Origin of the sequence: Anaeromicropila populeti, assembly GCF_900112775.1 — a bacterium.
Lineage (GTDB): Bacteria > Bacillota > Clostridia > Lachnospirales > Lachnospiraceae > Anaeromicropila_A > Anaeromicropila_A populeti.
In genome coordinates this window covers 223,070-241,379 of the sequence record NZ_FOYZ01000003.1, presented here as the reverse complement: position 1 = coordinate 241,379, position 18,310 = coordinate 223,070, and the positions used below count along the sequence as shown (strand labels likewise).

At 36.7% G+C, this 18,310-nt stretch carries 15 protein-coding genes; 10 read left to right on the top strand and 5 right to left on the bottom strand.

Annotated elements, in window-relative coordinates:
• Both BM305_RS05175 and BM305_RS05170 read left to right on the top strand, forming a co-directional pair.
• Entirely contained in the window at positions 1–573 is a 573-nt protein-coding gene (locus BM305_RS05175) for a hypothetical protein (RefSeq protein ID WP_092559636.1), read from the top strand.
• Between the two features lie 76 nt (positions 574–649).
• Positions 650–1,183 carry a phosphatase PAP2 family protein gene (locus BM305_RS05170; RefSeq protein ID WP_092559635.1) on the top strand — a complete coding sequence of 178 codons (534 nt, stop codon included), beginning with the start codon at positions 650–652 and terminating at the stop codon, positions 1,181–1,183.
• A gap of 92 nt (positions 1,184–1,275) precedes the next feature.
• Here BM305_RS05170 and argH read toward each other — a convergent pair whose 3' ends face one another.
• Complete coding sequence (gene argH, locus BM305_RS05165) at positions 1,276–2,649, bottom strand: argininosuccinate lyase (RefSeq protein ID WP_092559634.1); 1,374 nt, start codon at positions 2,647–2,649, stop codon at positions 1,276–1,278.
• Between the two features lie 199 nt (positions 2,650–2,848).
• Between argH and eno the strand changes: the two genes are divergently transcribed.
• Entirely contained in the window at positions 2,849–4,159 is a 1,311-nt protein-coding gene (gene eno, locus BM305_RS05160; RefSeq protein WP_092559633.1) for a phosphopyruvate hydratase, read from the top strand.
• A 276-nt stretch (positions 4,160–4,435) separates the two neighbouring features.
• A complete protein-coding gene (locus tag BM305_RS05155) occupies positions 4,436–5,923 on the top strand; it encodes an acyl-CoA carboxylase subunit beta (RefSeq protein WP_092559632.1) in 1,488 nt (495 codons plus the stop codon).
• A 79-nt stretch (positions 5,924–6,002) separates the two neighbouring features.
• Here BM305_RS05155 and BM305_RS05150 read toward each other — a convergent pair whose 3' ends face one another.
• Both BM305_RS05150 and BM305_RS05145 read right to left on the bottom strand, forming a co-directional pair.
• Entirely contained in the window at positions 6,003–6,350 is a 348-nt protein-coding gene (locus BM305_RS05150) for a hypothetical protein (RefSeq protein WP_092559631.1), read from the bottom strand.
• Positions 6,351–6,441: 91 nt separating this feature from the next.
• On the bottom strand, positions 6,442–9,159 hold the full coding sequence (locus tag BM305_RS05145; RefSeq protein WP_092559630.1) for a calcium-translocating P-type ATPase, PMCA-type: 2,718 nt from the start codon (positions 9,157–9,159) through the stop codon (positions 6,442–6,444).
• 143 nt (positions 9,160–9,302) lie between these two features.
• Here BM305_RS05145 and BM305_RS05140 point away from each other — a divergent pair, with 143 nt between their 5' ends.
• The 3 genes from BM305_RS05140 to BM305_RS05130 all read left to right on the top strand — a co-directional run bounded on the left by BM305_RS05140 (position 9,303) and on the right by BM305_RS05130 (position 12,614).
• Positions 9,303–9,866 carry a hypothetical protein gene (locus BM305_RS05140; protein WP_092559629.1) on the top strand — a complete coding sequence of 188 codons (564 nt, stop codon included), beginning with the start codon at positions 9,303–9,305 and terminating at the stop codon, positions 9,864–9,866.
• 64 nt (positions 9,867–9,930) lie between these two features.
• Complete coding sequence (locus BM305_RS05135; RefSeq protein ID WP_242940463.1) at positions 9,931–11,556, top strand: flotillin family protein; 1,626 nt, start codon at positions 9,931–9,933, stop codon at positions 11,554–11,556.
• 194 nt (positions 11,557–11,750) lie between these two features.
• On the top strand, positions 11,751–12,614 hold the full coding sequence (locus BM305_RS05130; protein WP_177214559.1) for a DUF1848 family protein: 864 nt from the start codon (positions 11,751–11,753) through the stop codon (positions 12,612–12,614).
• Between the two features lie 86 nt (positions 12,615–12,700).
• Here the strand turns inward: BM305_RS05130 and BM305_RS05125 are convergent, their stop codons facing one another.
• Entirely contained in the window at positions 12,701–13,285 is a 585-nt protein-coding gene (locus tag BM305_RS05125; RefSeq protein ID WP_092559627.1) for a hypothetical protein, read from the bottom strand.
• Positions 13,286–13,448: 163 nt separating this feature from the next.
• On the opposite strand from BM305_RS05125, the gene BM305_RS05120 reads away from it, so the two are divergent.
• Entirely contained in the window at positions 13,449–14,015 is a 567-nt protein-coding gene (locus BM305_RS05120) for a manganese efflux pump (RefSeq protein ID WP_177214558.1), read from the top strand.
• Here the strand turns inward: BM305_RS05120 and BM305_RS05115 are convergent.
• Positions 13,986–14,585, bottom strand: coding sequence for a DedA family protein (locus BM305_RS05115; protein WP_092559625.1), 600 nt, complete (start codon positions 14,583–14,585; stop codon positions 13,986–13,988). The genes BM305_RS05120 and BM305_RS05115 overlap by 30 nt on opposite strands.
• Positions 14,586–14,766: 181 nt before the next feature.
• On the opposite strand from BM305_RS05115, the gene BM305_RS05110 reads away from it, so the two are divergent.
• Positions 14,767–16,512: an ABC transporter ATP-binding protein gene (locus BM305_RS05110; RefSeq protein WP_092559624.1), complete on the top strand. Its 1,746-nt coding sequence runs from the start codon at positions 14,767–14,769 to the stop codon at positions 16,510–16,512.
• Positions 16,502–18,262 (top strand): ABC transporter ATP-binding protein, encoded by a 1,761-nt coding sequence (locus BM305_RS05105; protein WP_092559623.1) that lies wholly within the window; start codon positions 16,502–16,504, stop codon positions 18,260–18,262. The genes BM305_RS05110 and BM305_RS05105 overlap by 11 nt, the downstream gene beginning before the upstream one ends.
• The last annotated feature ends 48 nt before the right edge of the window (positions 18,263–18,310 follow it).

The following is an 18,310-nucleotide window of genomic DNA, read 5'->3' as shown; positions in this document are numbered from 1 at the left end:
ATGACAGAAGAAGCAAAAGTATTTAATTTACTATTCATATCAGGTTTAGTAGCAGCAGGTGTATTTTTGATGATTTCAATCATTCTCTTTTTCAGACTTCACATTGTGAAAGTAATTGGTGTATTAACGGGTTCTTCAGCTAAAAAAGGTACGCAGCAGATACGAGAGAAAAGCCAAAGTGTCGAAAATGTACGAAGGTTGGAAAAGCAACATGGAAAATCAAAAGAACTAAAAGGGAAAACGGCTGGCTTAAAGAAAGCAACCAAGCAGTTAAAGAAGGAATCTGAAAACCAAGTAAGTGAAACAACGGTGTTAGAAGCAAATGAAACTGCCGTTTTAGGGCAAAATGAGACTGCTGTGTTAGATACAAATGAAACCATTGTATTAGGTGAAGGTCAGACTACAGTGTTAGGAGGGAATGAAACCTCTGTGCTGGATCAGCTGCCAAGAACGGAAAAATTATCTGCAAATAGGGATACAAGTGAAAAGCAGTCAGATGAAATATTTATATCAGAGCAGTTTGTAATTATTAATGAAATTTCATTTATACATTCGGATTTGAACATTGAATAAGAATGAAACAATAGTATTAATTTATATGCTTGCGAATATACTTTAGCAATATTCTATTTATAAGTGAGAAGCATGGATGATAACAACAATAACAGAGTTGGATCAAAATATATTATTATGGATTCAGGAATACTTAAGGACTCCAGTATTGACGAAAATCATGCAGATGATTACGGTGTTAGGGGATAATGCGATTATTTGGACTTTAATTGGATTTGGACTTGTCTTTTATGCCAAGTATAGAAGGGTTGGCTTTGTTGTAAATCTTTCTGTTATGTTGGAAATGTTTGTCGTGAATCAGTTTTTAAAAAATATATTTGCACGCACCAGGCCGTTTGTAGCAATGGAGGAATTGGAGCATTTAACGAGGGCGCCTCATAGCTACTCCTTTCCTTCTGGACATACAGCCTCTAGTTTTGCAGCTGCTATGGTGCTGTTTTTAATGTTGCCAAGAAAATATGGTATTAGCGCGCTGTGCCTTGCAGCACTAATAGGATTTTCACGAATATATTTAGGCGTTCATTATTTAACAGATGTATTAGCTGGAATGGCGTTGGGAATGGGAATTGCTTATATTAGTGTGTATGCTGGGAAAAAGATACCGGAATAAGAGCAAAGCGCTTAGAACACACACCTTCCAGCACCAAAAAAGAGCCAGGTCTTTTTATGGACTTAGGCTCTTTTTCAAAAGCTGGAACAAACCTATTGATTTAAATATGTTCTGCACCAATCTAAAACTTGCTTCATAGATTCGGTACCTGGAGCGCCAATGGTATTTCTCTTTTCAACACAAGTTTTTAAGCTGATGGCTTCATAAATATCTGATTCAAAAACAGAGCTGATAGCTTTATACTCGTCAAGAGTCATTTCATCCAGCGAAATGTTTTTTTCTATGCAAAATAAAACTAACTGACCTACAATTCCATGTGCGTCACGGAATGGTACACCATGATTTACAAGATAGTCTGCTGCATCAGTGGCATTGGTAAATCCATTCTTGGCACTGCTTTCCATTATGGTTTTATTAAATCTCATAGTTGAAACCATACCAGTAAATAAAGCAAGACATCCTTTTACCGTATCAATCGCATCAAATGTCAGTTCTTTATCTTCCTGCATATCTTTATTATAAGCAAGTGGCAAGCCCTTCATAGTGGTTAATAGTGACATTAGTGCACCATAGACGCGGCCAGTTTTACCACGAACCAATTCAGCAATATCTGGATTTTTCTTTTGTGGCATAATACTGCTGCCAGTACTATATGCATCGTCAAGTTCTACAAACTGATATTCATTTGAATTCCAGATAATAATTTCTTCGCAAAATCTGCTTAAATGCATCATAATGGTTGACATGGCGCTTAAAAGTTCAATTAAATAATCTCTATCTGAAACAGAATCCATACTGTTATAGGTTGGTCCTTCAAAATTTAAAAGTGATGCTGTAAATTCACGATCCAAAGGATAGGTTGTACCAGCCAGCGCGCCTGAACCAAGTGGACAATAATTTAAACGGTTTTTAATATCAAAAAGCCGGGAACGATCTCTTTTAAACATTTCAAAGTATGCACCTATATGATGAGCTAGAGATATTGGCTGAGCCTTTTGTAAATGGGTAAATCCTGGCATAAAGGTTTCTGTATTCTTTTCCATAATTATAAAAAGTTCAGACAAAAGATTTTTAAGAAGAGTATCTAGTTCTTTCATTTCATCCCGTGTATACAGCTTCATATCTAAAGCTACCTGATCATTCCGGCTTCTTCCAGTGTGCAGCTTTTTACCTACATCGCCAATCCGTTCAATTAAGTGTGCTTCTACAAAGCTGTGTATATCTTCATGCTCACTGTCAATAACCAAAGTTCCATTTTCAATATCTGTAAGAATATCTTCTAAACCTTTTACAATGGTGCTGCATTCATCAGAACTTAAAATTCCCTGTTTGCAAAGCATTTTCACGTGGGCAATACTACCTGTTATATCCTGCTTGTAAAATTTTTGATCAAAGCTAATAGAAGCATTAAAATTATGAACTAATTGGTCCGTCTCCTTTGTAAAACGTCCGCCCCAGAGTTTCATGTTAATTACCTCGTTTCTTTATTGTAATAATATAAGTACATTTAATTCCTGCTTTTCTATATTAACTGTTTTTTGGTATTTATGCAACTATCTAAAAAAAATCTGTGTATTTTTCTTTTTGAATATTTTATAGAAGAAATTCACATTCTATTATAAGAAAAAGATTGTTTGGAGACTTACAGGATATGGAGGAAATAATATGAATGAACAATTACGTATCACAGCAGTTCACGGAAGAGAGGTTTTAGATTCTAGAGGAAATCCTACAGTAGAGGCAGAAGTTGTTTTAGAGGATGGAAGTACAGGAACAGCAGCGGTTCCTTCTGGCGCATCAACAGGTGCTTTTGAGGCAGTGGAGCTAAGAGATGGAGACAAACAGCGATATTTGGGAACAGGAGTCAGAAAAGCAGTTAGTAATGTTAATAATGTAATTGCAGACACTATAATTGGTATGAATGCATTTAACCAAGTGGAAATAGATCAGGCAATGATAGAGGCAGATGGTACAGAAAATAAAGGTAAATTAGGAGCTAATGCAATTTTAGGTGTTTCATTGGCAGTAGCAAAGGCAGCAGCAAAGGCTAGTTATCTTCCATTATATCAGTATGTTGGAGGATGTAATGCAACTGTTCTTCCTGTACCTATGATGAATATTATTAATGGTGGAAAGCATGCAGATTCCAGCTTAAATATTCAGGAATTTATGATTATGCCAGTAGGAGCAAAGAAATTTTCAGATTGTTTGGAAGCCAGTACTACGGTCTTTCATACTTTAAAGAAGCTGCTTAAAACGGATGGATATGTGACAGCAGTTGGAGATGAGGGAGGATTTGCTCCTAAATTTTCAAGTGATGAGCAGGCTCTTGAATATATTGTTAAGGCAATCGAGGTGGCAGGTTATAAGCCTGGAGACGATTTTCTAATTGCCATGGACGCAGCTGCAACGGAAATGTATGAAGAAGCTGCTAAAGCAGGAAAAAAAGGAGAATATTTATTCTGGAAATCAGGAGAGTACAAATCTGTCGATGGAATGATTGAGTATTGGGAGGCATTGTGCGATAAGTATCCGATTATCTCTTTGGAAGATGGTCTGGCAGAAGAGGACTGGGAAGGTTGGGATAAATTAACCCAGCGTTTGGGAAAGAAAATCCAGCTAGTTGGTGATGATTTATTTGTTACCAATACTAAGCGAATACAAAAGGGTATAACAGGAAATATTTCTAATTCTGTTTTGATAAAAGTAAATCAGATTGGAACATTGACAGAAACATTAGAAGCAATAGAGATGGCAAAAAATAATAAGTGGACAGCTATTGTATCACATCGTTCTGGCGAAACAGAAGATGTCACCATAGCAGATATAGCGGTAGGAATGAATGCAGGACAGATTAAGACAGGTGCTCCTTCACGAAGTGATCGTGTTGCGAAATACAACCAATTATTGCGTATTGAAGAAGAACTGGGAAGTAGTGCCAGGTATTTAGGAAAAAATGCATTTAAGGTAAGGTAATAGAACAAAGTGTGTGTTCCACATACTCGCGTGGTTTTAATCACATAAAAAGTAAAAGACCATCTGCCGGGATGGTCTTTTTACTTTGAATGTCAAACTATTTTTCATTTTAGTATTGATACTAGAACTTAATTGATATATAATAATAGTGTTTACAACAAGAAATGAGAGGAAGAATATTCAGACAGATTAATTGACTAAACAGTAAATAATACTTGATATACGGGAGTTTGTCCTATTTTTGGTAATGAAATCTTTTGTAGGAGGATATAGTTAATGAATGTAAATTACAATTATGAGGCTCAACACAGTAAGGGCAAGTTACATGCAATAGAACGAATTGCACTATTGCTTGATAAAGACAGTTTTTGCGAAATCGGGTCAGGTATTTCTAATTATGGTTCATGTGATTCATCAGCTAAAAAGCTGCCATATGATGGAGTTATTACAGGCCATGGAACAATTGAAGGTAAAACGGTATTTGTATATTCTCAGGATTTCACAGTTAACGGTGGTTCGTTGGGACTAAGGCACGGGAGAAAGATTGCTCATGTCATTGAACTTGCTATTAAAAACAAATGTCCCATCATTGGAATTAATGATTCTGGTGGGGCTAGAATTCAAGAAGGAGTTAATGCATTAGCTGGTTATGGAGATATTTTCTATTACAATACTATGGCATCAGGTTATATTCCACAAATATCCATTATTGCAGGCGCGTGTGCAGGTGGTGCAGTTTATTCACCAGGTATAACAGATTTTATTTTTGTAATTGACAATATAAGTAAAATGTTTGTAACAGGACCAAATGTAGTAAAGAGTGTAACAGGACAAGTCTGTACAGCAGAAGAGCTAGGTGGTGCAGAGGTTCATGCTAAAAAATCTGGTGTAGCACATTTTTATCATCAAAGCGAAAGAGAGTGTTTTAAGAAGGTTCGCGAACTGGTTAAAATATTTCCTGAAGATTCGGTGTATCCGGATAAATTTTCAGTCTATGTGAAAAAGAGGGGAAGTAAAATTGCCAATATTATTCCAGAAGAATCTAAGAAGGCTTATGATGTGAGACATATTATTGATGAGATTGTAGATCAGAATAGTTTTCTTGAAGTCCAGGAACATTTCGCACAAAATGTTGTAATAGGCTTTGGAAAAATTGGTGATATAACAGTTGGTATTGTTGCAAATCAGCCTTATTTTATGAGTGGAGTACTAGACTGTGATTCCAGTGACAAGGCAGCTAGATTTATTCGTTTTTGCGATTCTTTTGATATACCAATTATTTCACTAGTGGATGTTCCAGGCTTTATGCCAAGTACAACTCAGGAACACAGCGGAATTATTCGTCATGGTGCGAAACTTCTTTATGCATATGCAGAAGCAACAACAACGAAATTAACAGTTGTTCTAAGAAAAGCATACGGTGGAGCTTATATTGCTATGTGCAGTAAACATCTAAAAGCAGATTTTGTTTATGCATGGCCAAAGGCAGAAATTGCAGTTATGGGCGCAGAAGGTGCGGTTCAGATTATTAACAGAAAAGAAATGAAAGCATTAAGTGGAGATGACAAAAAGAAATTTTATGATGAAAAAGTACGTGCATATAATGATAATTTTATGAATGCTAATACAGCGGTAGAAGAGGGTTATGTGGATGAGCTGATTCAACCATCTGAAACACGAGAAAGACTGTATTGTGACTTGGTTCGTCTGAGAAATAAGGAAGAAATGAAGATTAAAAAGAAACATGGAAATATTCCATTATAAGTTTTATTATCACAAGAAAGTGTCAAGGACACTTTCTTGAGTGAAAATATTTGTTATACAGATGAAAATTCTTTGGGCTTTAATTCTGATCTTCCATAAGAGATTCAATTTGTTCATCGGTAATATCCTTTGAGCTAGCGGCTTCTTCTGCAAAATCCTGTTGAGGAGTACATACTTCGGGGTTACATTCCTTTTTTTGATTTTTAATGAAATTGGCATCCTTAGTATCAACTTTATAAGGTGCATCCTTATCATAATTAAATCTATAGTACTTAATTACATTACCGCTGAATTTTGTTACTTTTTCTAATGACATTAAGTCAGAATCCCTTTTATAAGGCTGATTATCGTAAATGGTTCGTTTGTCTTCAAGACTTAAATCATAGGGTGCTAGATGTGAAAAATTATTCTGGAAATTAGTACTCACCTTATCCACCTTCTCCTTTTTGTATCCTTAATACTATTATATAATTAAGGAAAAAGAATGTCAAATATTCGTCATTTTATATTATTATGATTTATTTTATGACCTTTTTTTGGAATTCTACTAATAGAACAGGCAAACTTGATAATGCAAATACAATAAACCATTGCTGTATGGTAAGAGGTATTACTTTAAAAATAGCAGCTAATGGTAAGCACGTAACTACTGATATTTGCAAAGCAGTTCCTAGAAGAAAGCTAAATAAAAGCTGCTTGTTACTGAATAGGCCAATCGTAAAGAGTGAGTGTTCACTACGCATATTGAAGGAGTGGAAAAGCTGGGAAAGGCTTAGTACGGAAAAACACATGGTGCGTCCAAGAGATAAGCTCCTTTCAGAAAGAACCGCGATTCCGGTTACGTATGCTAAGAGTGACAGGGAACCAATCAGCATACCTTCAATGATTATTTTCAAAAACAAGCCGTCTGAAAAAATTCCTTTTGATGGGGAGATGGGTTTTCGTTTCATGATATCTTTTTCCACAGGTTCCATTCCTAGCGAAATGGCAGGAAGAGAATCTGTGACCAAATTAACCCATAAAAGCTGTACGGCAACTAATGGTGCCTGCAAGCCAAATAATATAGCAATAAAAATGGTGATAATTTCACCAATGTTGCTGGAAAGAAGAAAGTGAATGGATTTTCTTATGTTATCATAAATGCCTCTTCCTTCACTGACAGCAGAAACAATAGTAGCAAAATTGTCATCGGTCAAGATCATATCAGCTGCATTTTTCGCTACGTCTGTCCCTGTGATTCCCATTGCACAACCAATATCAGCGCATTTTAGTGCAGGGGCATCGTTTACTCCATCCCCTGTCATAGCTACAATTTCGCCATTATTCTGAAATGCTTTTACAATTCTTACCTTATGTTCGGGGGATACTCTGGCAAATACACCAAACTTATGAATGGTGTTTTTCAATTCTTCGTCGCTCATGCTGTTTAATTCTTGACCGGAAATTGCTTGGCTGTTATTTGAAATAATATGAAGTTCTTTTCCAATAGCACATGCGGTAGAAATATGATCTCCTGTAATCATGACAGGCTTAATTCCAGCTCTTTTACAGGTGAAAACGGCGTCCTTTACTTCTGGCCGAGGTGGATCAATCATTCCAACCAGACCAACAAATACAAGGGAACTTTCCAAATCGTTCCCCCAATTTTTAGGTGTCCCAGCAGAAACTTTCAGTGGTTTAAAAGCAATGGCAATTACTCGCAATGCATCTTGTGTCATAGTTAAATTTAATTGAGTAATAGTATGAATTATTGTGCTGGTTAGTTTCTTTATTGTTCCGTTTTCACAGTAGTAAGAACATTTATTTATTAAAATATCAGGTGCACCTTTCGTAATGCTTATGCAATCCATAGTTTCTTCAAGAGAAAGATAGCTAGTAAGATAAGGATTTTTATGTACTGTTGTCATTCTTTTTCTGGTAGAATCAAATGGAATTTCAAAAATTCGCTTTGAAGTTAAATCTAGTTTAGTCTTGTTAATACCTAAATCATAGGCGGCCATTGCCAGGGCGGTTTCAGTTGGCTCCCCCATAACAGATAATTTTTTGTCTTTTATTTGTACGACAGAGTCATTACAAAGAGTAGCAAGTGAGAGTAAGAAAGTTGCAAAATCACTGTTAGGAGTTTCAAATTGGGTTGAACTGGAAAGTGCAGTTACTGTCATTCTATTTTGAGTTAATGTTCCTGTTTTATCAGAGCATATGACAGTTGCACTGCCAAGTGTTTCAACGGCAGGAAGCTTCCTGATTACAGCATTCTTTTTTACCATTCGCTGTACACCCAGTGAAAGCATTATAGTAACAATAGCAGGAAGGCCTTCTGGAATAGCAGCAACGGCAAGTGAGACACTAGTCATAAACATGTCAAAGACAGGTCTTCCTTGCGTGGTACCTAGAATAAAAATAATAATGCATATAAACAAAGCTGCAATACCAAGGATTTTTCCAGTTTGTGCAAGACGTTTTTGCAAAGGTGTGTCTGGTGTGACATCCTCAAGAATCATTTTTGCAATATTCCCAACCTCTGTGTTCATACCAGTAGCTGTTACCACTGCCTTACCACGTCCATATGTGACAATTCCAGTAGCAGGAACCAGGTTGTTTCGATCTCCAAGCATTGTATCGGCAGCCAAAATACAGTCACAGTTTTTTTCAACAGGATGAGATTCCCCTGTCAGGGAGGATTCATCTATCTTCAGATTTGCAGAATCTAAAAGTCTGGCATCAGCTGGTACAAAATAGCCTGTTTCTAAAAAAATAATGTCTCCTGGAACCAGATCCTTTGAAGGAATAGAAAATTGCCGGCCTTCTCGAAGTACAAATGCATTGGGAGCAGACATTTTTTTCAATGCTTCTAATGATTTTTCTGCTTTTGCTTCCTGTAAAACTCCAAGAATGGCATTTAGTAAGATAATTGCAAAAATAATGCTAGGATCTACATAGTCAGCATGGCCTTCTAACAAGGAAACGACAAAGGATATAACAGCAGCAGCAATTAAAATAATAATCATAAAATCTGTAAATTGGCTGAAAAAACGTAAAAGTAAACTTTTTTTCTGAGCACATTCCAATTGATTTGGGCCATATGTTTTCAAACGTTTCTGGGCTTCTGCTGAAGTCAGGCCTCCAGAAGCGGAACTATTTAAATGTTGCAGTGTTTCCTCCTTAGAAAGACTGTGATAAGGAACAGAATCTCTATTTTTAAAATGAGGATTGGTTGCTCTGTTGCAGGAACTCATTGGCATTCTCCTTTACTGGTATAGTATCTTTCACAATATATGTTGTGGTTTGTCTTGTTTATAACAAACTTTTTCTAAAAATTATATCAATTTTGATTCACTTGTAATATAATGAATATATTGGATAGAGTAGGAGGTGCATAATGGATAAGATTTATTTTATCTGTATCGTCGTTGGGATAGCAATTCCAGCTATCACGCTTATTATAGGAGAAATATTTGATGTATTTGACGGGATATTTGATGCAGTGGACAGTGGATTTGACTTTAATCTGAGCTTTCACATAGGTGGAATAGAATTTTGTTATTTGCCTTTTTCTTTACAGTGTGTAAGTGCAGGACTTCTGATTTTTGGATGTATGGGCAAAATTTTTTATAATGGACATAATACGGTGGTGGTTAATATAGCAGCCGGCGCAGCAGGTTATGTAATTGCTATAATCCTTCAGACATTGATTCGGACATTAAAAAATATTAGTCATACTACATATGCAAAGGAGGAGCTTTTGTTATATGATGGTAAAGTAATTAATACCATTGTAAAAGGAGGCTTTGGTTCCGTCAGTATTACTACTTTAGATGGGATTACAACAAATTATCCAGCAAAGGCAGCAGAGAAAGATGCAGTAATCAGACAAGATTCGATAGTAAGGATTATTCGATTTGACAGGAATGTGGCAATTGTTGAAAAAAAGCAGAAAAACTAATGCTTGAATTAAGATGGATTACCATTTTAAGATAAATTTAAATGAAAGAATGGAGGATGTTAGAATGCTTGAAAGTTTAGGAACATTGGGATACGTGTTAATTGCTGTAGTTGGGATCATTTTAATTCTGGTAATTATCTTTTCTATGTGGAAAAAGGTTCCACAGGATAAAGCAGCTGTTGTAACTGGTTTAAGAAAAAGAATTATTACAGGTGGTGGTGGTCTGGTAATTCCTGTATTGGAAAGAGCAGATTATATTTCTCTGGGAAATATCCAGATTGATGTATCAACAGATGAAAGTATGTCTTCCCAGGGAGTACCATTAGCAGTTATCGGTACTGCTGTAATTAAGGTTAAGAATGAACATGCATCTATTTTTAATGCAATTGAACAGTTTACAGGGAAAAATGAAGCACAGATTGAGCAGTCAATTAAAAATACAGCAACAAATGTACTGGAAGGTAAGCTTCGTGAAATCGTATCTACAATGACGGTAGAGGAGATTTACCGGGACAGAGAAACCTTTTCTTCCAAGGTTCAGGAAGTAGTGGGAACGGAATTGATGGAAATGGGTCTTGAAGTGAAGGTCTTTACCATTAAAGATATTAACGATAGTAATGGTTATATTCAGGCACTTGGTGTTAAGCAGATTGCTGAGAAGAAGAAGGATGCAGAAATTGCAAAAGCTGAAGCAAACAGAGAAACCCAGATTGAGACTTCAAAGGCCAGGAGGGCTGGTGAGCAGGCAAGGCTGCAAGCTGAAACAGAGATTGCGGAGGCAACTAAGCTGAAGCAGGTTCAGGAAGCAGCTTATATGCAGGAGCAGCAGGCAGCGAAGGCAAAGGCAGATGCAGCGTATGATATCCAGAAGAATATTACGTACAAAGAGGTCGTTACGGCTGAGATGGATGCAGAACTTTTGAAACAGGAACGTCAGAAGGATATTGAAGCAGCTCAGGTTCAGATTGCGATTGCAAAGGAACAAAAAAACATTGAGTTGGCGCAGAAACAGGCAGAGAGAAGAAAAGAGAGTCTTCGTGCAGAGGTAGTAGAACCAGCTATTGCTGATAAGGCAAAGCAGCAGACCATTGCGGATGCAGAAAAGTATCGTAAGATTGCAGAAGCAGAAGCAAATGCTGAGGCGCAGAAAAAATTTGCCGAGGCCGAAGCGGAGGCGAAGAAAATGAAAGCATATGCGGAAGCAGAAGCCATTAAGTCTACTGGTCAGGCAGAGGCAGATGTTATTAGTCAGAAGGGACGTGCAGAAGCAGAGGCAATCCGGGCAAAGGGTATTGCAGAGGCAGAAGCCATGGAAAAGAAGGCCGAGGCATACAAGAAATATACAGGAGCAGCAGTTGCGGAAATGTTAATTAAAGTATTGCCGGATGTTGCTGGAAAAGTGGCTCAGCCATTGTCTCAGATTGATAAAATTGTTATTATGGATGGCGGCAGTGGAAATGGAAACGGAGTAAGTAACGTGGCTTCAAATGTAACTGGAGTTATGACACAGGTATTCGAGTCGATGAAAGAAGTTACAGGTGTTGACTTGACGGATTTGGTTAAGGCAAAGGGATATGATGCCCAGGTGACGAAAAATATTAACATAAATGCCAGTCCAGAACTGTTGGACAAAATGGAAAAGATTTCGCCAGAAGGTATAGAGGCAATGCAGACTGAATTAGAAAGATAAGATACTAGAGTGTGAATAATATGGTGTCGTAAAATGGCTTTAGAAAGGCTGTTGAACGGCACCATAAGAGACTTTAGTTTTTGTCAAAAATCATGAGTATACCACGTTTGGTTTCTTTGGACATGATTATAAATAAGAAATAGGCTCAGGCAACGTTTTTTATGACAATTTGTGCTTTGAGCATCGCGAAAGGAATGGATAAAACAATGAAAAATGTAATATCTGCCTCAAGAAGGGCTGATGTTGTGGCGCAATTCTACCCTTGGTTATTGGAAAAAGTAAAAGAAGGCGGTGTTGAATTACAGAATCCATTCTTTAGGAATAAAAAATACTATGTGTCCCTAGAGAAAGATGATATACAAGCAATGGTTCTGTGGAGCAAGGATTTCACAAATTTTGTTCGGCATCCTAAGCCACTTGATATCTATTCGTTGTATTTTCAATATACCATTAATTTGTATGATAAAGCTATTGAAAATGTAAAATTATTAGATTATCATATTGTAAATTTAAAATGGATAATTGACAATTATGGTGCAGAGAAGGTGGCTATACGTTTTGATCCTGTTATGTTTGTAGATAAAGGAAACGGAATTGAAGATGCAATGAATGAGAGGAAGCAGATTTTTGAGACATTGTTGGACAATATCGATAAGCACATAATGGAAAGACCTAGATTGATAACATCATATATTGACCTGAACAGTCAGATAACTGAAAACTTGGACAAGCATGGAATACATATTTTTAATGCAAATCAGAAACAGATAGACACCTTTTTTAAAACAATAAAAAAAATAGCTGATGAGAGGGGATTTGCGTTGACATCTTGCGCGGATGTTAGGGTTGAGATGGCGGGAATAGAAAGGAAACCCTGTATTGACGGAAATATTATTTCTAGCATAGAGGGAGAAAAGGTGAGCCGTGCAAAAGATGCTTCCCAACGAAAAGAATGTCTTTGCACAAAAAGTATCGACATAGGAATTTATCCTTACCTAGATGGTGGGAAAAAATGTATACATTCCTGTAAGTATTGTTATGTTAAAGGGGCAATTTAGTAAATGGCGATAATAAAAAATCAATCAGAAAAGGTGCTGTTGCACTAATGACAAAAGGTTATTAGTACAGCAGCACTTTACTCTTTTTATACTTCTTCGGTTACAGAATTTTTCCAGGCATCTAATTTTTCCATAGTTGCATCATAGGTTTTCTGGCAAAGTTCAGGCAAGTCCTCGCCCCATGCCCCAGCAGCCTGTGAAAAGCCCTCCTGGATGGCTGCAATCATTTCATCTGCCTTATCTGGGTTGCCGCCAGAAAGTGCAATTGCAAAATTCACAAGGCGGTCAGAGGTTTTCTCTACCCCCCAGTAGCCGTCTTCCGAAATGTCTTCCTGAGCCTGCTTTACAACTTCTGGATCGACCCCATCTTCAATCACCTGTCGTATAGAAGCAGCAGTAATAGAGGTATCAGCCTGCTGTCCTAAAGATTTTTGTACCAGTTCCATCAATTGCAATTTTCTTCTGGCCAAATCCTCTTTTAACCGATTCACTGTCTCCAAATCCTGTGAATATATTTTTTTGCTGCTGTCCTTGTCTGATTTTGCAGTGCTTTCATAAACAGCTGCTTCCGATTTGTCTGATGCGGCCGATTTCTTATCAGCTGTTTTCTTTTCAGAAGTTTCCGTAGCAGCATATGCCGCTGTCTGAGTTGTAATTCCATTTACATTCATAAAAATCCTCCTTGATCCTTTTATATAATTTGGTTTTATTGTCATAAATTATATCGGATCATTGCATAGAAAAATTTACAGAAATGTCAATAAATTAATTGATTTGCATATTGTAATGTAAGGCATGTGAAGATAAGGACGTGCCGAATTTATAAAAAGTCAGGTGAATACGGTGTTGCTTCAAATTCTGATTATTTCCGTATCGCTAAGTATTGATGCACTTGGCATTGGAATTTCATATCATTTAAAGGGCGTTAAAATTACAAAACTTTCAAGAGCCATTATTGCCATGATGTCAGTAATTATAATGTATACATCATTAAAAATAGGAGCATTTTTAGCTGCCGTTTTTCCGGAAACGGTGATACAGATTATAGGAATATCTATTTTAGTATTAATTGGATTAACATTTATAAGAAACAGTATTTTTGGAGACGAAAATCAGATATACGATTTTGATAAATCAAAAACAATTGATTTTTGGGAAGCTTTTATATTGGGAATTGCATTATCAGCCGATGCTTTTAGTGCGGGGATTGCTGCATCGGCCATTGGGATTGGAGGCAGTATTATGCCTTTTACAGTGGGATTCATGCAAATAGCATTTTTAAGTATAGGGGGGATACTTATTGACAAAAGCCAGCTTATGAAAAAGTTGAATCGTAAAGTGTGTGGTGTATTTTCAGGATTTTTATTAATATTAATTGCGATTTTGCGAACGATGGCGTAAAAAGCGGATGATAAGAACCAAAGCTAAAATTGCCAAAGTACAAAAGAAAAAGGCTTTATAGTCATTATAATAACGCTGGACTAATCCCCAGTTCTCACGGAATAAGTAGCCAAGCCCGATTAAAATGGAATTCCAAAGAGAAATACCAGCAAAGGAGGCTAATAAAAATACAGAGTACTTCAGCTTCAGGGCACCTGCTACAAATGCAATATAGGTTCTGCAAATGGGTATGACTCTTCCGATGCAAACAGCAGAACGGCCATGCTTATCAAAATATTGATAGCAGGAATCCATAGATTTCTGCATCTTAGGATGCTTTTTACAAAGTCTCTCCAATATGGGAAACCCACCAAGCCGGCCAACAAAATAGCAAAAACTTGTTCCAAGTAATCCAGCAATGACGCTTACTGCTAAAATTAAGAGGTAATCAATTTGTTGGGTAGATGCCATAGCACCAGAAAAAGGAAGTACGATTTCACTTGAAATGGGAAAACAAGCGTATTCAATCATAATAAGAAAAAACATGCCAGGCAAGCCGTATTGATGAATCAGGTGAAGCAATGTCTCCATAAGATACTCCTGGTTGGAAAATGTATTAATATATGCATATTTTATTGGGACGGTAAAAATGATGAAAATAGGTATTATAATGAAAAATAGTCTTAACAAAATGAGGAATCGGTGTTATAATATCCAATGTTTTGTATGATAAAATATACGGTATAGTTTACAACATAGAAAAGAGGTTTATATGAGAAAGTTATTAAGGTTTCTAAGACCATATTGGAAATTGCTTATAATTGGACCATTCTTTAAATTACTAGAAGCAATTTTAGAACTAATGCTTCCTTTTTTAATGTCTAAAGTAATGGATATGGGTGTTGCCCGCGGAGATTTAAATTATGTATATCGGACGGGCGGCTTCATGATTCTCATTGCTGTAGTAGGCGTGTGTTGTGCATTGATTTGTCAATATTCAGCATCTTTTGTTGCACAAGGAGTGGGAACGGATATTCGAAATGAGCTTTTTTCGCATATTTTAACGTTATCAAATCAGGAAGCAGATCGTTTTGGAACATCTTCCTTGGTAAATAGAATTACAAATGATGTAAATCAAGTCCAGTGGGCAGTGGCAATGCTGATACGATTAGTAATCAGGGCGCCGTTTTTGTGCATTGGCGGACTTGTTATGGCTTTTTTGATTGATTTTAAAATGTCTCTTATCCTGGTGATTGTATTACCAGTCTTTATTTTAATCTTGTTCTTAACAATGAAAAAAACGGTTCCTCTCTATAAAGCAGTACAAAGAAAGCTTGATAAAATTGCACTTGTGCTAAGGGAAAATCTAAATGGCATTCGAGTAATCCGCGCATTTTCCAAAATTGATTATGAAAACAGAAGATTTATGAAACAGAATGATGAATATAAAGAAAATGCAATTCGTGTGGGTAAGCTTTCTGCACTTTTAAATCCATTGACTGCACTGGTAATGAATTTTTCAATTGGAGCAATCCTATGGTATGGTGGAATCAGAGTAAATACGGGAACGACAACCACAGGAGAGATTATGGCATTTATCGGGTACGTTACACAGATTTTAGCAGCATTGATCGTTGTATCCAATTTGGTGGTGGTATTTACAAAAGCTTTTGCATCTGCTGCAAGAATAAGTGATGTACTAGAAGCAGAAGGTGAAGCAGAGAAAAAAAATGATACACAAGAACAGGGAAAAAAAGTAGACGAATTTCACATCGAATTTCAACATGTTTCCATGAATTATGAAGGCGCTGGCGAGAATGCAATTCAGGATATCAGCTTTCGGGTAAAGAAGGGGGATACTATTGGAATAATTGGCGGAACAGGAAGTGGAAAATCTACTCTTGTTAATTTAATTCCAGGATTTTATCCTGTATCGGGCGGACACATTTTCATTGATGGAGTGGATATAAAGAATTATGCATTAGAAGAATTGCGTAGCAAAATAGCTATTGTTTTACAAAAATCTGTACTATTTTCAGGAAGTATTGCAGAAAATCTGCGATGGGGTAAAAAGGACGCTTCTATGGAAGAAATAAAAAGAGCAGCAGAGATTGCCCAGGCAACAGAGTTTATTGAAAAGATGCCAAATGGCTTTGAAAGTATAATTCAAAGAGGTGGTGTTAATGTATCGGGCGGACAGAGACAAAGGCTTTCCATTGCAAGAGCAATTATCAGGCAGCCAGAAATACTTATATTGGATGACAGTTTTAATGCACTGGATTTTGTGACAGATGCAAAGCTTCGTAAAGCCTTAAAAGATAACACTGAGGATATGACGATTTTTGTGGTTTCCCAGAGAGTAAGCACCATAAAAAATGCGGATCAAATTTTTGTCATGCATGATGGAAAAATGGAAGGAATGGGAACCCATGAGGAGCTGTTGAGGAACTGTTCCGTATATCGTGAAATATGTGAATCCCAAATGCAAAGTAGTGAGGTGATGGCAGATGAAGCATAGTAACAGACGGGAAAAAGGAACATGGAAGAGAATATGGGGATATGTGGGAAAGTATAAAACCTATTTAATTGGTGTTTTCATATGTGGTCTAGTTGGGAATATGCTGTTAATTTTAGGACCACTGCTGACGGGACAGGCTATAGACCAGATGATTGGAACTGGAGCAGTAAAATTTCCACAGCTGTTAAAAATTATTTTGATTTTGCTTCTCCTCTATTTATTAAGCAGTATTTTTCAGTGGCTTATGTCTATTGTCAGCAATGTAGCAGCAAATAAAACAATACATGATTTGCGGCAGGAATCATTTCAAAAGATTAATAGGCTTCCGCTGAAATATTTTGACAATACTCCACATGGAGATACCATTAACCGTATTACAAATGATTTAGATGCTATATCAGATGGCTTATTTCAAGGGATTACTCAGATTATGTCAGCAGTCATTAGTATTACAGGCTGTTTTCTGTTTATGCTTTTGATTAGCCCGTTGATTACTATAGTGGTTTTAGTTGTAACACCCCTTTGTTTTTTTATTGCTGCATTTATTGCAAAGCATTCTGCCAATAGTTTTTCCCTTCAATCTAAAACAACTGGGGAGTTAAACGGATATGTAGAAGAAATGGTAACTAATATGCAGGTTTTGAAAGCGTATGGTCATGAAAATGAAGCAGTGCAGAATTTTAAGGAGATAAATCAAAGACTGTACCAATGTGGCCAAAAGGCTCAGTGGTATGCTTCAATGACAAATCCAACGACTCGGCTTGTAAATAACATTGCATATGTTGGAGTAACTGTATTGGGTGGTGTTATGGCCATACAAGGAAATTTGACCATAGGTAAAATCGCCAGTTTCCTAACGTATTCCAGTCAGTTTGCTAAGCCAATTAATGAGATTACATCTATTTCCACTCAAATCCAGTCAGCTCTTGCATCAGCAGAAAGGGTGTTCAAATTTTTAGATGAACCAGAAGAGGAACAAGAAAATGAAACAGTAGATGTGCTGCGTAATTGCAGGGGTGAGGTTGAATTTAGAGATGTAAAGTTTTCCTATCGTCCAGATGTACCCTTTATACGGAGATTAAACTTAAAAGTACAAAGTGGACAGATGGTTGCCATTGTAGGACCAACTGGTTCTGGTAAGACAACCTTAGTAAATTTGCTAATGAGGTTCTATGATGTGGACAGCGGGCATATAATGATAGACGGGAACAATATTACTAAAATGACAAGAGAAAGTTTAAGAAGCTCTATTGGAATGGTATTGCAGGACAGCTGGCTATTTGCTGGTACGATTGCAGAAAATATTGGATATGGTAAAGAAGATGCTTCAAAGGAAGAAATAATCCAGGCTGCAAAAGAGGCAAAGGCAGATAGTTTTATTCGAAAAATGCCAAAAGGATATGATACCATTCTTGATGAGGAAGGAAGCAATTTGTCACAAGGACAAAGACAATTACTAACAATTGCGCGGGTAATGTTAATGGATCCACCTGTTCTTATTTTAGATGAAGCCACAAGCAGCATAGATACAAGAACAGAAATAACCATACAAAGGGCATTTACTAAAATGATGCGTGGCAGGACGAGCTTTGTGATAGCACACAGGCTTTCAACGATACGAGAAGCGGATATTATACTGGTATTAAAAGATGGTGATATAATTGAACAGGGAAGCCATAATGCTTTATTAGACCAAGGTGGTTTTTATTATCAACTTTATAACAGCCAGTTTAATGTACCAGGCGAGTAAAATAGGACATTTTAGTCTGACTTGACATAAAAGTAACATAATTTAAGA

Bases quoted from the DNA above. Each gene is read 5' to 3' on its own strand.
- BM305_RS05175 (WP_092559636.1), top strand. From the start codon at position 1: ATGACAGAAGAAGCAAAAGTATTTAATTTACTATTCATATCAGGTTTA.
- BM305_RS05130 (WP_177214559.1), top strand. From the start codon at position 11,751: ATGGATAAAACAATGAAAAATGTAATATCTGCCTCAAGAAGGGCTGAT.
- BM305_RS05155 (WP_092559632.1), top strand. From the start codon at position 4,436: ATGAATGTAAATTACAATTATGAGGCTCAACACAGTAAGGGCAAGTTA.
- BM305_RS05115 (WP_092559625.1), bottom strand. From the start codon at position 14,585: ATGGAGACATTGCTTCACCTGATTCATCAATACGGCTTGCCTGGCATG.
- BM305_RS05145 (WP_092559630.1), bottom strand. From the start codon at position 9,159: ATGAGTTCCTGCAACAGAGCAACCAATCCTCATTTTAAAAATAGAGAT.
- BM305_RS05140 (WP_092559629.1), top strand. From the start codon at position 9,303: ATGGATAAGATTTATTTTATCTGTATCGTCGTTGGGATAGCAATTCCA.
- BM305_RS05125 (WP_092559627.1), bottom strand. From the start codon at position 13,285: ATGAATGTAAATGGAATTACAACTCAGACAGCGGCATATGCTGCTACG.
- eno (WP_092559633.1), top strand. From the start codon at position 2,849: ATGAATGAACAATTACGTATCACAGCAGTTCACGGAAGAGAGGTTTTA.
- BM305_RS05110 (WP_092559624.1), top strand. From the start codon at position 14,767: ATGAGAAAGTTATTAAGGTTTCTAAGACCATATTGGAAATTGCTTATA.
- BM305_RS05135 (WP_242940463.1), top strand. From the start codon at position 9,931: ATGCTTGAAAGTTTAGGAACATTGGGATACGTGTTAATTGCTGTAGTT.
- BM305_RS05105 (WP_092559623.1), top strand. From the start codon at position 16,502: ATGAAGCATAGTAACAGACGGGAAAAAGGAACATGGAAGAGAATATGG.
- BM305_RS05170 (WP_092559635.1), top strand. From the start codon at position 650: ATGATAACAACAATAACAGAGTTGGATCAAAATATATTATTATGGATT.
- argH (WP_092559634.1), bottom strand. From the start codon at position 2,649: ATGAAACTCTGGGGCGGACGTTTTACAAAGGAGACGGACCAATTAGTT.